This window comes from Streptomyces sp. NPDC060031 (assembly GCF_042736805.1).
Lineage (GTDB): Bacteria > Actinomycetota > Actinomycetes > Streptomycetales > Streptomycetaceae > Streptomyces.
Genome location: NZ_JBHWVM010000040.1, coordinates 1 through 14,576 on the forward strand (window position 1 = coordinate 1; position 14,576 = coordinate 14,576).

Sequence of the window (14,576 nt, forward strand, 5' to 3'; positions counted from 1 at the left end):
GGAAGCGGTCGGGCCGTTCTCGTACGCCGAGGGCGCCCTGGATCAGGCGGCCTTGGTCTCCCAGAAGATGCGGTCGATCTCGGCGATGAGTTCGAGGGCCTTCTGGCCGGTCGCCGGGTCGTTCGACGCCTTGGCGGCCGAGAGGGCCTTCAGGGTGTCGTTGACCAGGGTGTGCAGCTGCGGGTACTTCTCGAAGTGCGGCGGCTTGAAGTAGTCGCTCCACAGCACCGAGACGTGGTGCTTCGCGAGCTCGGCGCGCTGCTCCTTGATGGTGATGGCGCGCGCGCGGAAGTCGGCGTCGTCGTTGGCCTGGTACTTCTCCTGCACGGCCTTGACGGACTCGGCCTCGATGCGGGCCTGGGCAGGGTCGTACACGCCGCACGGAAGATCGCAGTGGGCGGAGACCTTCGCCTTGGGGGCGAAGAGGCGGGAAAGCATGGAGTTTGTCCTCCTCGTGATCGTCTTCTCAAGGGGGAGATTACTCCGTGAGAAAGACGATTTCGCGGTCGCCCCCAGGGGCTTAGGACAAAAGTCCAGCGCCGTGTCGGCACCGGTGAGCGAATGTACGGGAACGTGCGGCAGCATGCGGGAGAGAGGAGGAGGTCGGACATGGTGGAGAACAGGCGCTCGCGGCCGCGGTTCGAGGTGCTGGAGGTGACGGGTCCCTCCATGGTGCCGACGCTGCTCCACGGCGACCGGCTGCTGGTCCGCTACGGGGCCCTCGTGCGACCGGGGGACGTGGTCGTGCTGCGCCACCCCTTCCAGCAGGACCTGCTGGTGGTCAAGCGGGCGGCGGAGCGCCGGCCGGGCGGCTGGTGGGTGCTGGGCGACAACCCGTACAACGAGACCGGCGACAGCACCGTCTACGGGGCGGTGCCCGCGGAACTGGTGCTGGCGACGGCGGTGCTGCGCTTCCGGCCGCGCGCGGTGGATCAGCGCTCGCTCAGGGCCCGGGTCTCCTGGGCGGTGTCGGCGCTGCGGCCGCTGTGGGCGGACGCGTCGGCCTCCAGCCGCTTGCGGGCGCGGTAGGCGGCGACGTTGGCGCGGGTGGCGCAGCGGTCGGAGCAGTAGCGCCGGGAGCGGTTGGTCGAGGTGTCGAGGTAGGCGTTGCGGCACGGCGGTGCCTGGCAGAGGCCGAGGCGGTCGGGGCCGTGCTCGGTGAGGTGGAAGGCCAGCCCCATGGACGCGATCGCGGCGTAGCCGGCGGAGGCGTTGGAGGGGTGGTCGGCGAGGTGGATGTGCCAGTGGGGGCCGCCGTGCTCGCCGAGGGTCTCGTGGCCGGAGACCTGGGGGCTGACGGGGAACTCCATGAGCAGGGAGTTCAGCAGGTCGACGGCGAGGACGTGGTCGCCGCTGTCGGCGGCCTCGAAGACGGAGCGCAGCCGGCCGCGGACGTTGCGGAAGCGGGTGACGTCCGTGTCGGTGACGCGGCGGGCCATCTGCACGCTGGCGCCGAACAGGCCGCGGACGGCGTCCACCGAGGTGAGCGAGTCCTTGTTGCGGGCCGGCTCCTCGGTGTTGACCAGACGCACGGCGTAGTCCGAGTAATGGGCCAGTTCCACTTGTAGTCCTTACGGCTGCGGATTAGTGTTTCCGGTAACGGCTGATACGTATTCGAGGGTATTACGCGTGGAGGGGTGCAGGATGGCAGACGCGGTGACTGCTGCGACCGGGCGGAGCGCCGAGGCGGCTGGCGGACACGACTGGCAGGCCTGGCAGGACAGCTGGGACCGCCAGCAGGAGTGGTACATGCCGGACCGCGAGGAGCGGTTCCGGGTGATGCTGGACATGGTCGAGGCGCTGGTGGGACCCGCCCCCCGGGTACTGGATCTCGCGTGCGGTACGGGAAGTATCACGGACCGGCTCCTGCGGCGGTTCCCGGACTCCACCAGTACGGGAGTCGATCTCGACCCCGCACTGTTGACCATCGCCCGCGGCCACTTCGCGGGGGACTCCCGGGTCACCTTCGTGACGGCCGACCTCAAGGACCCGCACTGGCGCGCGGCCCTCCCGTACGACACGTACGACGCGGTCCTGACGGCCACCGCCCTGCACTGGCTGCACAGCGAGGACCTGGCCGTGCTGTACGGGCAGCTGGCGCCGCTGGTGCGTCCCGGCGGGGTGTTCATGAACGCCGACCACATGCCCGACCCGGCCACCCCGCGGATCAACGCCGCCGAGCGCGCCCACCGGCACGCCGGCATGGACCGGGCCCGCGAGGCCGGTGCGCTCGACTGGGCCGACTGGTGGGCCGTGGCCGCCGCCGACCCGGCGCTCGCCGAGCCGACGAAGCGCCGCTACGAGATCTACGGCGAGCACGCGGACGGCGACACCCCGCCCGCCGACTGGCACGCGGCCACGCTGCGCGGGGCGGGCTTCGCGGAGGCCCGTACGGTCTGGCGCTCCCCCTCGGACGCGCTGGTCCTGGGCCTGAAGTAGGAGACGGCCCCGGACGTGGGTGAGGGGCGGTACGGGAATCCGTACCGCCCCTCACCCGCGTACACGCGGCGCCGGCTAGAGCACCTTGGACAGGAACGCCTTCGTGCGGTCGTGCTGCGGGTTGCCGAGCACGTCGCGCGGGTTGCCCGACTCGACGACCACGCCGCCGTCCATGAAGACGAGGTTGTCTCCGACCTCGCGGGCGAAGCCCATCTCGTGGGTGACCACGATCATGGTCATGCCGTCCTCGGCGAGGCCGCGCATGACGTCCAGGACGTCACCCACCAGCTCCGGGTCGAGCGCCGAAGTGGGCTCGTCGAAGAGCATCAGCTTCGGCTCCATGGCGAGCGCGCGGGCGATGGCCACGCGCTGCTGCTGGCCGCCGGAGAGCTGGGTGGGGTAGTTCCCGCCCTTGTCGCCGAGGCCGACGCGGTCCAGGAGGCGTACGGCGCGCTCGCGCGCCACCGCCTTGGACTCGCCCTTGACCATGACCGGGGCTTCCATGACGTTCTCAATGGCCGTCATGTGCGGGAAGAGGTTGAAGCGCTGGAAGACCATGCCGATGTCCCGGCGCTGGGCCGCGACCTCGCTGTCCTTCAGCTCGTAGAGCTTGTCGCCCTTCTGCTTGTAGCCCACCAGCTGGCCGTCGACCGAGAGCCGGCCGGCGTTGATGCGCTCCAGGTGGTTGATGCACCGCAGGAAGGTCGACTTGCCGGAGCCGGACGGGCCGACCAGGCAGAAGACCTCACGGGGGGCGACCTCAAGGTCGATGCCGCGCAGGATGTGGGCGGCGCCGTACGACTTGTGGACGCCTTCGGCCTTGACCATCGGCTGGGCGGTCACTTCGCCACCTCCGTACGGCGGAACATGTTCAGGTTGGCCTTCAGCCGCTGAAGCGGCGTGGGCGGCAGGCTGCGCAGCGAACCGCGGGCGTAGCGGCGCTCCAGGTAGTACTGGCCGACGCTGAATACGCTGGTCAGAGCCAGGTACCAGATGGAGGCGACGAAGTACATCTCGATCACCGCGCCGGCCGTGCTGCCGATGTTGGAGCTGGCCCGCAGGAGCTCGGTGTACTGCACCGCCGAGACCAGGGACGAGGTCTTCAGCATGTTGATGAACTCGTTGCCGGTCGGCGGGATGATCACGCGCATCGCCTGCGGGAGCACCACGCGGCGCATGGTCTGCGTCCGGGTCATGCCGAGCGCGTGCGAGGCCTCGCTCTGGCCCTCGTCGACGGACTGGATGCCGGCCCGGACGATCTCCGCCATGTAGGCGCCCTCGTTCAGGCCGAGGCCCAGCAGGGCGACCATGAACGGCGTCATGACGTCGACGGTCTCGTTCTTGTAGATCGGACCCAGGTTGATGTACTGGAAGATCAGCGGGAGGCTGAACCACACCAGCAGCTGCACGTAGACCGGGGTGCCGCGGAAGAACCAGATGTACAGCCAGGACACGAAGCTCGTGACCGGGTTGTTCGAGAGCCGCATCACCGCGAAGAGGATGCCGAGCACCAGGCCCAGCGCCATCGAGGTGATGCTGATGATCACGGTGTTGCCGAGACCGGCGATCACCGAGGGGTCGAACAGCTTGTCGCCGACCGTCGCCCAGATGACCTTGCCCTGCGAGAAGGCGTAGATCAGCCAGCCGAGGAGCACGGCGACGACCACGGCGCTGATCCAGCGGCCGTAGTGGCGTACGGGGATTGCCTTGATGGCCTCGTAGGGGGTGCCCGAGGCGCCGGGTCCGGCCGGCGGAGTCGCGGCCGGACCCTTGTCGATCTTGTCAGTCACAACGACTGCCCTTCAGTGGAGCGCTCGGGCTACTTGCCTGCGTTGACCGTCGCGGACTGAACGGCGCTGTCCTTGACGTTCCACTTCTCCAGGACCTTGGCGTAGGAGCCGTCCTTGATGGTGGCGTCGAGAGCTTCCTTGAGGGCGTCGCGCAGCTGCGTGTTCTCCTTGGAGACCGCGATGCCGAAGAGGCCCACGTCGCTCTGCTGGCCGCCGACCTCGAAGTCGTTGCCGCCGCCGGAGGTCTTCGCGATGTATGCGGCGACCGGGAAGTCGTTCATGTCGGCCACGGCGCCGCCGGCCTTGACGCGGGTCTGGGCCTCGGCGTCGGTGTCGAAGGCCTCGATGGTGAGCTTCTTGTCACCGCACTTCTCGGCCTGCGCCTTGAAGGTGTCCTCGTAGATGGTGCCGCGCTGGACGGCGACCGTCTTGCCGCACAGGTCGTCGAGGGACTTGATGTTCTGCGGGTTGCCCTTCTTGACGATGAGCGAGACGCCGGAGGAGAAGTAGTCGACGAAGTCGACGCCCTTGCCGATCTTCTGGCCCTTGTCGTCCAGGCCCTCCTGGCGCTTCTTGTTGTCGCTGATCGACGACATCGCGACGTCCTGGCGGCCGGTCTCCAGCGAGGTGATCAGGCCGTCGAAGGTGCCGGAGGTGAACTGGAACTTCACACCGAGCTGCTTGGCCAGCGCGTCGGCGATGTCGGGGTCGACACCGACGATCTTTCCACCCTCGGTGTACTCCATCGGGGCGTACGCCGCGTCCGTGCCGACCTTGATGACACCGGCCTTCTGGATCTTCTCCGGGAGCTTGGAGAACAGCGGCGCGCTGTTCGCGTTGCCCGAAGGGGTCGAGGAGGAGTTGTCGGTCTGGTCGCCACAGCCGGTGAGGATCAGGGCGCCGGCGACCGCGATCGCACCGGCCGCGGCGATCCGGGACCGGGCGGCGGTCGTACGACGGGTGGTGCTTGCGGTCATGAGCTGGTTCCTCCGGGCTGGTGGAAAAGCATCCGAGAACGGTCGCGGCACGCACCATCGAGTGTCGCGACCTTGTGTGATTACGGCATCTTGCCATTCGGACTGACGCATTCAGGCTGCCCATCAGGTCAAAATCAGATAACGGACACCCCCGGCCTCCCAACAGGACTGCGGACAAGGCCCCTCCAGACCGCACAAACCCGCGTGACCAGGGCTTTTGGGCTCACTATTTGCGGCGCGTCTCGCCCATTGGACAGAGAGGTTTGGACTTTTAGCCAAAACCGGGACAAGCGGCCTATGGTCGAGCAGGAATCGACTCGTCTGGGTGAGCGTTCTTCAGGTAGAACAGATCCTTACACCCCTCATCCGGGGCTCAGGGCGCGCGTGCGGCGCGCCCGCGCGTACGAACCTCCCCTTCGCGGAGACGGGCCAACCGTCGATGCGGAGTACGGACGCGGTGCCCGCCCACCCCTTAACCAGGAGTGGCCACCCTCAACGATTCAAAGGACTTAAGGGGTCACACAAAGTGGCAGCGGAGATCGTCAACCCTCGCAGCGACAGCGTTACGGACAACAACCCGGACGCGGTGTTCGCGCTGCACCGGGGCGGCAAGATGGCAATCCAGGCCACTGTGCCGGTCAACAACTCGGACGACCTGTCCCTGGCGTACACGCCCGGCGTGGCCAAGGTGTGCACCGCCATCGCGGAGCAGCCGGAGCTCGTCAACGAGTACACCTGGAAGTCCAACGTGGTCGCCGTCGTCACCGACGGCACGGCCGTGCTCGGACTCGGTGACATCGGACCCGAGGCCTCCCTCCCCGTGATGGAGGGCAAGGCCATTTTGTTCAAGCAGTTCGGCGGCGTGGACGCGGTGCCCATCGCGCTCGCCACCAAGGACACGGACGAGATCGTCGAGACGGTCATCCGTCTGGCGCCGTCCTTCGGCGGGGTGAACCTGGAGGACATCTCCGCTCCCCGCTGCTTCGAGATCGAGCGTCGGCTCCAGGAAGCCCTGGACATCCCGATCTTCCACGACGACCAGCACGGCACGGCGATCGTGACGCTGGCCGCCCTGCGCAACGCCGCGAAGCTCACCGGGCGCACGCTCGGTGACCTGCGCGCCGTCATCTCGGGCGCCGGTGCGGCGGGCATCGCCATCGCCAAGATCCTGGTCGACGCGGGCATCGGCGACGTGTGCGTCACCGACCGCAAGGGCGTCGTCTCGGCCGATCGCTCCGACCTGACGGACGTCAAGGCGGAGATCGCGGGCCTGACGAACAAGACGGGCCAGAGCGGTTCGCTGGAGAAGGCCCTGGCCGGCGCGGACGTCTTCATCGGCGTCTCCGGCGGCACGGTCCCGGAGGCGGCGGTGGCCTCGATGGCGAAGGACGCGTTCGTCTTCGCCATGGCCAACCCGAACCCGGAGGTCCACCCGGACGTCGCGCACAAGTACGCGGCGGTCGTGGCCACGGGCCGTTCGGACTTCCCGAACCAGATCAACAACGTGCTGGCGTTCCCGGGCATCTTCGCGGGCGCGCTGAAGGTCCGCGCCACGCGGATCACCGAAGGCATGAAGATCGCCGCCGCCGACGCCATCGCCGGTGTCGTGGGTGACGAGCTCGCCGCCGACTACGTGATCCCGTCGCCCTTCGACGCGCGCGTGGCCGAGGCGGTCGCCGCGGCCGTCGCGGCGGCGGCCAAGGCCGACGGTGTGGCCCGCCTGGCCTGAGCGCCGAGCAGAGGTGAGCTGAGCTGTACGGGTGGAGGTCCGGCCGGAGCGATCCGGCCGGGCCTCCTTCGCATTCGGACGGTTGGCGCACCCTCCCCGCCCCCGAGCGGGGAGGGGTCGTGCCGTCCGGAATCGGAGAATGCGGAAAGATGACAGGCTCATGACGAGCGCGCCGCATGGCTTGAATGTTACCCCCGATCGTGGATCGTTCTCGACGTTCCGCTTGTGACTCGGGAGTAGGCAAACCAACTGGTACACCAGGTAGTTGAGGACCGTACGACTCATTCCGTTCGGGCACCCCGCCGGACCGGGGCCCCTGGCCGACTTGGGCTACCGGACGGTAGCCTCTGGCCGCATGTTCGCTGCATATGCCGCCCGAATCGACCGTGACCAGCCGCTGCGCGGCCTTGAGCTGGGCGAGCGCCCGGCCCCCGAGGCCCGTCCCGGCTGGGTGACCGTGAACGTCAAGGCCGCCTCGCTCAACCACCACGACCTGTGGTCGCTGCGCGGAGTCGGCCTCGGCGAGGAGAAACTTCCGATGATCCTCGGCTGCGACGCCGCCGGGATCGACCAGGACGGCAACGAGGTCGTCCTGCACTCGGTGATCGGCCAGAGCGGCCACGGGGTGGGCCCCGACGAGCCCCGCTCGATCCTGACCGAGCGCTACCAGGGCACCTTCGCCGAGCAGGTGACCGTCCCCGCCTGGAACGTCCTGCGCAAGCCCGCCGAGCTGTCCTTCGAGGAGGCCGCCTGCCTGCCGACCGCCTGGCTGACCGCGTACCGCATGCTCTTCACCAACGCGGGCGTCCGCCCCGGCGACTCCGTGCTCGTGCAGGGGGCCGGCGGCGGTGTCGCGACCGCCGCGATCGCCCTGGGCAAGGCGGCCGGCCTGCGGGTCTTCGCCACGAGCCGGGACGAGGCCAAGCGCAAGCGGGCGGTGGAGCTCGGCGCCGTGGAGGCGTACGAGCCCGGCGCGCGGCTGCCGCAGCGGGTGGACGCGGTGATCGAGACGGTCGGCGCCGCCACCTGGTCGCACTCGGTCAAGTCCCTGCGGCCGGGCGGCACCCTGGTCATCTCGGGCGCGACCAGCGGCGACCGTCCGGCGCACGCGGAGCTGACGCGGATCTTCTTCCTGGAGCTCAAGGTGGTCGGCTCGACCATGGGCTCGAAGGACGAGCTGGAGGACCTGCTGTCCTTCTGTGCCGCGACGGGCGTCCGGCCGGTGATCGACGAGGTGCTGCCCCTGGGCCGGGCCCGGGAGGGCTTCGAGAAGCTGGAGTCGGGCGACCTGTTCGGCAAGGTGGTCCTGACCGTCTGACGCCCCCGGATCCATGCGTCAATCGGGGTTGACACCCTCCCGCGTGTCAACCTACATTGACATGCATGACGGAAGCCACCGATCTCGCCGAACGGGCCGGGGACCGCGACCCGCGCGTGGGCCTGCGTGCCGTGGCCGCCCTGCGCAGACTGCTGGAGCAGCTGGAGGGCGTACAGGTACGCAGTGCCCGCGCGCAGGGATGGTCCTGGCAGGACATCGCGGCCGAGCTGGGCGTCAGCCGGCAGGCCGTGCACAAGAAGTACGGGAGGCTTTGATGTTCGAGCGCTTCACCGCCGCTGCCCGTGACACCGTGACGGGCGCGGTCACCGAGGCCCGCCGGGCCCGGGCCGCCACGGTCACCGAGGAACACCTGCTCCTCGCCCTGCTCGCCCAGGGCGTGCTGGACCCCCTGGGCGTGGACCGGGCCGCGATGAGCGCGGACCTGGCCGCCGCCCGCCGCCGGGGCGGCATGTCCCGGGCGGACGAGGAGGCCTTGGCCGGCCTCGGCATCGACCTCGGGGAGATCGTCTCCCGGGTCGAGGAGACCCATGGCGAAGGTGCCCTGGCCTCGGCGGCCCCGCGTCGGCGCACCCTGGGCTCCTCGCTCCGCTCGGCCCTCGGCCGTCCGGAGTCCGACACCCGTCACGTCCCCTTCGCCCAGGGCGCGAAGAAGGCGCTGGAGCAGTCGCTGCGCATCGCCCTGGGCCGGGGGGACCGCCACATCTCGACGCTGCACCTGCTCCTGGCGCTCCTGTCGCGCCCGGGCACCCCCGCCGAGGTCCTGGCGGACCACCGGGTCACCTACGCGACGGCGGAAACGGGCCTGGCGGCCTGACCGGCCTTCGCCCGTGCTGTGGCCGGAGAGGTTCGCCGGCCACAGCACTAAGGCGTGCGCAGGGCGCCGGTGAGGCGGGCCGTCGCGGCGGCCAGGTGGGCGCGGGACTCGGCCAGCTGGGCCGGGGTCACGCCGTGGTCGCGGGCCGCGTCGCGGACCTCGTCGCGGAAGCGGTCCAGCAGCCGGTCCAGGTCCCGCACCGGATCCCCGGTCGGGGTCAGGTCCTCGGCCCAGTCGGCGGCGGGGGCCGCCTCGGGAGTGGACGCGGTCGGCGCGGAGGTGCCCGCGGCGCCGCCGAGCCAGGCTCCGGCCAGGCTGCCCAGGACCCCGCCCGACTTGGCGAACTGCTCCTGGAGCTGGCCGGCGATGCGCTGGACCTCCTCGCGGGCCCGTTCCTGCGCCTCCTTGGCCTGACGGCGGGCCTGCTGGGCCTCCTCGCGGGCCCGGCGGCTCTCGTCCTTCGCCCGCCGCGCCTGCTCCTTCCACTCCTGCCTGGCCTTGCGGAGCTCCTCCTTGGCCGCCTTCCAGGACTCGTCCTCCACCTGCGTCGCCGACGCGCTGGCCGCGGCCCGCATCTCGCGCCGCAGGTCGCCCGCCGCACCGCTCACGTCGGCGCGGATCTCGGCGGCCAGTTCGGAGACCGAGTCGCGGATCTCCAGCTCCAGGTCGGCCAGTTCACCGCCGCGGTCGGCCAGTTCGGCGCGGCCCGCCTCGGTGATGGAGTACACCTTGCGCCCGCCCTCGGTGGCGTACGTGACCAGCCCCTCGGCCTCCAGCTTGGCCAGGCGCGGGTACACCGTGCCCGCGGAGGGCGCGTACAGGCCCTGGAAGCGCTCCTCCAGCAGGCGGATCACCTCGTACCCGTGGCGCGGCGCTTCGTCCAGCAGCTTGAGGAGGTAGAGGCGGAGGCGGCCGTGGGCGAAGACGGGCGGCATGTCAGAGCACCTTCTTGTCGAGTGCGAGCGGGGTTTCGGCGGCCGGGGCGTCGGCCTGCGGCCGGCGGAGCAGCGCGATCGAGCCCGAGACGGTGGTGGCGCGCAGGGTGCCGGTGCCGGCCCCCAGCGTGCCGGTGATCCGCTTGGTGCCCAGCTGGCCGGAGACCCGCAGGTCCTCGAAGGCGTTGGAGACGCCGCCGGTGGCGGTGTTGGCCTCGACGCGGGTGTCTGCGGGGTGCGGCAGCCGGATGGCCACCTGGCCGGAGACGGAGTTCAGGACGATGTCCACCGGACGCGGCTCGGCCTCGTCGAGGGTCAGGTCGATGAGCATGTCGCCGCTGACCGAGTCGGCCCGCACGCTGCCGCCCGCGCCGTCGACCACGGTCAGTCCGCCGGAGACGGAGTGGAAGCCGAGCTTCCCGGTCACGGACTGGGCCTCGACGCCGCCGGAGACGGTGTGCGTCTTGACCTTGCCGGACAGGCCGACCAGCGTGGCGTCGCCGGAGACCCCGTTGACGTCGGTGTCGCCGCTGATGCCGGAGACGAAGACCGTGGCGCTGACGGTGGCCAGCTGTACGCGGGCGGCGGCCGGGACGGTGAGGGTGACGGTGGCGCTGCGCTCCCAGGCCTTGTGGCCGGAGTCGGAGGCGGACCAGGCCTTCCACGGCTTGCCCTCGAACCACTTCTTGAGGCCCTGGGAACCATTCCAGGGCAGGTCCTCGTAGGAGACGGTGAGGACGCCGTCCTCCTGCACGACGTGCAGGGGCGGTCCGTCGACCTCGGCCACCTCCAGGCGGGCCGATCCCTCGTCGGCACCGGCCGCGGCGACGACGTTGACGGTGCCGCCGGCCACGCGGACGTGGACCTCGGTCACCGGCTCCTCGAAGGTGATCTTCTGCGGTTCGGCGACCGACCACGTCTTCTGCTCAGCCATGGTTGCTGATCCTCCTCGGCGTAAGGTCTCGACGCACGCAACATATCGCGTCTTCTGAGGAACACGATATATCGCGGTCGGGGGAAGTCAAGCGGGATGGCGCATCCCTTTACGTCCGACTTACGATGCTCTACGGCGATTTGCCATAGCGTGTGGGCATGCCGATCTCCCAGACCACGGCGGGCGGCCTGCTGCTCTGCCGCACCGAGCCGCTCGTCGCCCGCCCCGCCGCACACCTGCTGCGCGAACGCCTGCTGCTCGCCCCCGCCGGCGAGTGGAGCGCGCTGGTCCCGGAGGGCAAGCCGTGGATCGGCGGTGAGGAGTCCGTGGCCGAGGTGCTGTCGGGCTGGGGCTCGGCGCTCGCGACCGGCGCCAACTGGCCGGTGCTGAGCCTGTGGTGGGAGGGCGGCCACACCGGCTTCGCGCTGGCCTCGGGCTTCCGGCGCCCCGCGGTGTACGAATGGGACGCGGCGGGCCGACCGGTCGGCGAGGCGGACGCCATGCGGGTGCTGGCGGTGCGGCTCGGGCTGGACCCCGTGCTGGACCTGGAGGACCTGGAGCGGCTCACCCGCCCCGACGACGCCGCGGACGGCGCCGCCCGGCTGCTCGGGCTGATCGCGCTCCTGGCCCGGGCCGGCCTGGCACTGCCCGCCGGACTGGCCCCCGGCGAGCCCGCCGACCGGCTACGGGAGGCGGCCCGGGTCGCGCCCGGCACCGAGACGGTGGAGTGGTCGGGCTGGCGCGACGCGGTGCGGGCGGAGCTGGACGTGCTGGAGGGCGGCCCCCTGGGCCCGTGGGTCCGCGGCCCGAAGGCCCGGCGCCTGGGCGCCGCCCAACTGGCGGCGGGCGCCCCCCTGCTGCTCTGGGCGGCCCACCGCCGCAGCCCGGGCTGGCTGACGGCGGGCGCACTGCTGGTCACCCACGGCGCGCTGTCCCTGGCGTACGACCGGGCCCGCACGCCGCGCTGACGAACGGCCTGACGGGCGGCCTGATGAACTGCCTGACGGGTGGCCTGGCGGGCGGCCCGGCGCGCGCCGCCCGCCCGGGGCCCTCCCGATGACGAAGGGGCCCCGCCGCGGGCAGCGGTGGGGCCCCTTCGTCGTGCCGGGCGCCGGGGCCCGGGCCCCGGCTACTCGTCCTCTTCCTCGTCGTCGTCCAGGCGGGCCAGCCAGGTGGCCAGGCGTTCCACCGGGACCTCGAAGTCCGGGTTCAGATCGACGAAGGTGCGCAGCTGCTCGGCGAGCCACTCGAAAGTGACCTCCTCCTCGCCGCGCCGCTTCTCCAGCTCCTCGATGCCGCGATCGGTGAAGTACAAGTCGGGCTCCGTGCCGTACAGGCGGTCGTGATGGGGGTGTTTCCCGCCAGGATAATCCGCCGTGCGAAGACACCTCCCGCGCTCTGCCGCCCGGCGCTAGCCTTGATGGCCACACAGGGCGAGCGGGGGGCGGGCCAGGGGATGCCGGACGGGCGCTCGGAGGGGTCCGCGCGCGCCTACGAGCTCCTGGAGCCCCTCGTCCGGGCGGCGACCGTACGCGTCCACGCCCCCTCCGGCGGGTATGACAGCTCTGGCAACAGCTGGTCCGGACCCACGTGGGGGAGCGGCTTCTTCATCGCCCCCGGCTGGGTCCTGACGTGCGCGCACGTGGTCGGCGAAGGGGGTGCTGCGGTGCGTCTGGTCGGGCGTGAGGTCGCCATCACCTTCCAGTCCGGGAGCGCCGCCGGGAACGGCGCCGCCAGCGGGACCGTCGCCGGGCGCGTGGACTGCGTACTGCCCGAGCGGCTGGAGGGCCGGCGCCCCGGCCGGCGGGCCCTGTGGGACCTGCCCGACCTGGCGCTGGTGCGGGTTCTGGCGCCGGTCTCGCACGCCTGCGCATGGCTGACCGACCGGCCCAGGCCCCGCCTGGCCGAGGTCGCCTACTTCGGCTGCACCGAGGACCTCGGCACCCCGGAGATCACCGGCCGGACGACCCGGCTGCGCGGCTCCGCCGGGAACGGCGCGGCGATCCGGCTCGGCGGCGAGGACGAGATCGAGCCCGGCATGTCCGGCGGCCCGGTGGTGGACCTGGCCACCGGGGAGGTCGTCGGCGTGGTCAAGGCCCGGCGCCACACGGGCGGGGGCGGGCTCGCCGTGTCGGTGGTGCAGTTGCGGACGCTGCCGCTGGTGCCGGCGACCGGGCAGGTCGGGACGTACCGCCGGGTCATGCAGGCCCACGACCTGTACCACTACGACGAACACCGCAGCGATCTGAACAGCCGACGCACCTGGACCGACGTGCACGACGAGTTGCCGGCGCCGGACGCCGACCCGTTCGGCGCGCGCGGGCGCCTCACCGCGGGGGAGCGGACCACGCTGTGCGGGCTGCTCGCCGAACTCCCCGCGCCGGGCTCCTCGGAAGCCGTACGGGCCCTGGTCGAGGAGGCGCGCGGGGAGGAGCCGGACCCTTCGGCGCCGGCCCCGCTGAGCTGGCGCGACGGGCTCGGCCTGCTGCGCGACCCGCCCGGCGGCGAGGGGGAGGCCGCGGCGATGCTCCGGTACGCGACCGGGGTGAGCGTGGCCGTCCACCGCGAGCCACCGTCGCCGGGCGCCGACGAGGAGCTGTGGGACTGGGTACGGACGACCGCGGAGCGGCTGTGGCGCAGGCTGCGGCGGGAGCTGGCCGAGCGCCGGGCCCGGGGCCTGGCGGAGGCGGCGGCGCGCCGGCGCGCCTCGGCCGCCCGAGCCGTCCACCACGCCCACGGGGCTCCGCCGCGGGCCGCCGCAGCGCTGCCGACCGGGCCCTCGGTACTGCTGGAGGCGTGGGCGCACGGCTGGGAGGACGTGTACGACTGGCGGGTCTCGGTGCTCGCCGGGCCGGGCCGGGTGACCCCGGTGGAATCGGGCGTACGGGCAACCCTGGCGGCCCTGCCGGAGGCGCTGCGGGCGCCGCTCGCCGAGGCCTTCCGCCGCTGTGACACGCACGAGGCGGCGGCCCTGCTCGAAGTGGCCGTGGCGCCCGAGCTGTTCGGGCTGGCGGTGGACGAGTGGCCGGGGGCCGGCGGGGTGCCGGTCGGGGTGCAGCGGCCGGTGGTGCTGCGCCACCCCGCGGACGGCCCCGACCCGCAGGAGGCGGCCCGGCGCTGGACGCGGGTCCAGGCGGGCCCGCTGCCTGACGAGCGGGCCGACTGCGCGGGCGGACGGCCGCGCAGCCCCTCCCCGCGGTGGCTGGCGGGGCTCGCGGACAACACGGTGCCGGTGCACTGCCGGGCGCCCTGGCTGGAGCCCACGCTGGGGTCGCTCCTCGCGGTACGGGCGGCCGGGTACGGGGTGGCGGTGTGCCGCCGGCCGCCACCGGACCCGGGGGCGTCGTGCGAGCCGTACCACCGGGGGCTGCGCGAGGAGTTCACGGAGGCGGGCCGGGGCGCGCTGCTGCCGCAGCGCTTCCAGGCGCTGCGGGGCCGGGTGCACGGCGCGGACCCGGACGCCTACTGGGCGGCGGGCGTGGCGCTGATCTGGAACGACCCAGGGCGGCCGCTGCCGGAGGACGAGCCCCTCCAGGGAGACCTGTGAGGGGGCCGGGGCCCGCGCCGGGCCGGCCCGCAGCGGGGCACCTCCGGGACCGACTTGAGGGGAAGGAGCACG

General features: G+C 71.9%; 16 protein-coding genes. 8 read left to right on the forward strand and 8 right to left on the reverse strand.

What is annotated here, in order from left to right; genetic code table 11:
- Positions 1-42 precede the first annotated feature (42 nt).
- A complete protein-coding gene (gene sodN / locus ACFWB8_RS19325) occupies positions 43-438 on the reverse strand; it encodes a superoxide dismutase, Ni (protein ID WP_136215065.1) in 396 nt (131 codons plus the stop codon).
- Positions 439-609: 171 nt separating this feature from the next.
- Here sodN and sodX point away from each other — a divergent pair, with 171 nt between their 5' ends.
- Entirely contained in the window at positions 610-1,029 is a 420-nt protein-coding gene (sodX, locus tag ACFWB8_RS19330) for a nickel-type superoxide dismutase maturation protease (RefSeq protein ID WP_385228035.1), read from the forward strand.
- On the opposite strand, the gene ACFWB8_RS19335 is transcribed toward sodX, so the two are convergent.
- Positions 933-1,562, reverse strand: a complete 630-nt coding sequence (locus ACFWB8_RS19335) for a CGNR zinc finger domain-containing protein (protein ID WP_385228038.1) — start codon at positions 1,560-1,562, stop codon at positions 933-935. The genes sodX and ACFWB8_RS19335 overlap by 97 nt on opposite strands.
- Before the next feature lie 82 nt (positions 1,563-1,644).
- On the opposite strand from ACFWB8_RS19335, the gene ACFWB8_RS19340 reads away from it, so the two are divergent.
- A complete protein-coding gene (locus tag ACFWB8_RS19340) occupies positions 1,645-2,439 on the forward strand; it encodes a class I SAM-dependent methyltransferase (RefSeq protein ID WP_385228041.1) in 795 nt (264 codons plus the stop codon).
- 75 nt (positions 2,440-2,514) lie between these two features.
- Here the strand turns inward: ACFWB8_RS19340 and ACFWB8_RS19345 are convergent, their stop codons facing one another.
- Genes ACFWB8_RS19345 through ACFWB8_RS19355 form a run of 3 tightly spaced genes read right to left on the reverse strand, consistent with a single transcriptional unit; the run spans position 2,515 to position 5,206 of the window.
- Positions 2,515-3,267 (reverse strand): amino acid ABC transporter ATP-binding protein, encoded by a 753-nt coding sequence (locus ACFWB8_RS19345; protein WP_272263541.1) that lies wholly within the window; start codon positions 3,265-3,267, stop codon positions 2,515-2,517.
- A gap of 11 nt (positions 3,268-3,278) precedes the next feature.
- Entirely contained in the window at positions 3,279-4,229 is a 951-nt protein-coding gene (locus ACFWB8_RS19350) for an amino acid ABC transporter permease (protein ID WP_385228044.1), read from the reverse strand.
- Positions 4,230-4,258: 29 nt separating this feature from the next.
- Complete coding sequence (locus tag ACFWB8_RS19355; RefSeq protein WP_385228047.1) at positions 4,259-5,206, reverse strand: ABC transporter substrate-binding protein; 948 nt, start codon at positions 5,204-5,206, stop codon at positions 4,259-4,261.
- A 526-nt stretch (positions 5,207-5,732) separates the two neighbouring features.
- Between ACFWB8_RS19355 and ACFWB8_RS19360 the strand changes: the two genes are divergently transcribed.
- The 4 genes from ACFWB8_RS19360 (at position 5,733) to ACFWB8_RS19375 (ending at position 9,088) form a co-directional block, all read left to right on the forward strand.
- Complete coding sequence (locus tag ACFWB8_RS19360) at positions 5,733-6,935, forward strand: NADP-dependent malic enzyme (protein ID WP_385228050.1); 1,203 nt, start codon at positions 5,733-5,735, stop codon at positions 6,933-6,935.
- A 355-nt stretch (positions 6,936-7,290) separates the two neighbouring features.
- Positions 7,291-8,253: a zinc-binding dehydrogenase gene (locus ACFWB8_RS19365; RefSeq protein ID WP_385228053.1), complete on the forward strand. Its 963-nt coding sequence runs from the start codon at positions 7,291-7,293 to the stop codon at positions 8,251-8,253.
- A 65-nt stretch (positions 8,254-8,318) separates the two neighbouring features.
- Positions 8,319-8,528 (forward strand): helix-turn-helix domain-containing protein, encoded by a 210-nt coding sequence (locus tag ACFWB8_RS19370; RefSeq protein WP_385228056.1) that lies wholly within the window; start codon positions 8,319-8,321, stop codon positions 8,526-8,528.
- A complete protein-coding gene (locus ACFWB8_RS19375) occupies positions 8,528-9,088 on the forward strand; it encodes a Clp protease N-terminal domain-containing protein (RefSeq protein ID WP_385228059.1) in 561 nt (186 codons plus the stop codon). The genes ACFWB8_RS19370 and ACFWB8_RS19375 overlap by 1 nt, the downstream gene beginning before the upstream one ends.
- A gap of 47 nt (positions 9,089-9,135) precedes the next feature.
- On the opposite strand, the gene ACFWB8_RS19380 is transcribed toward ACFWB8_RS19375, so the two are convergent.
- The gene (locus ACFWB8_RS19380; protein WP_385228062.1) at positions 9,136-10,023 is read right to left on the reverse strand and encodes a helix-turn-helix transcriptional regulator; all 888 of its coding nucleotides are present in this window, start codon (positions 10,021-10,023) and stop codon (positions 9,136-9,138) included.
- Between the two features lies 1 nt (position 10,024).
- Positions 10,025-10,957: a DUF4097 domain-containing protein gene (locus ACFWB8_RS19385; RefSeq protein ID WP_385228065.1), complete on the reverse strand. Its 933-nt coding sequence runs from the start codon at positions 10,955-10,957 to the stop codon at positions 10,025-10,027.
- A 158-nt stretch (positions 10,958-11,115) separates the two neighbouring features.
- Between ACFWB8_RS19385 and ACFWB8_RS19390 the strand changes: the two genes are divergently transcribed.
- On the forward strand, positions 11,116-11,925 hold the full coding sequence (locus ACFWB8_RS19390) for a hypothetical protein (RefSeq protein WP_385228068.1): 810 nt from the start codon (positions 11,116-11,118) through the stop codon (positions 11,923-11,925).
- A gap of 161 nt (positions 11,926-12,086) precedes the next feature.
- On the opposite strand, the gene ACFWB8_RS19395 is transcribed toward ACFWB8_RS19390, so the two are convergent.
- Positions 12,087-12,272: a DUF6104 family protein gene (locus ACFWB8_RS19395; RefSeq protein ID WP_328719461.1), complete on the reverse strand. Its 186-nt coding sequence runs from the start codon at positions 12,270-12,272 to the stop codon at positions 12,087-12,089.
- Positions 12,273-12,377: 105 nt separating this feature from the next.
- Between ACFWB8_RS19395 and ACFWB8_RS19400 the strand changes: the two genes are divergently transcribed.
- On the forward strand, positions 12,378-14,504 hold the full coding sequence (locus tag ACFWB8_RS19400) for a trypsin-like peptidase domain-containing protein (RefSeq protein WP_385228071.1): 2,127 nt from the start codon (positions 12,378-12,380) through the stop codon (positions 14,502-14,504).
- Positions 14,505-14,576 lie beyond the last annotated feature (72 nt).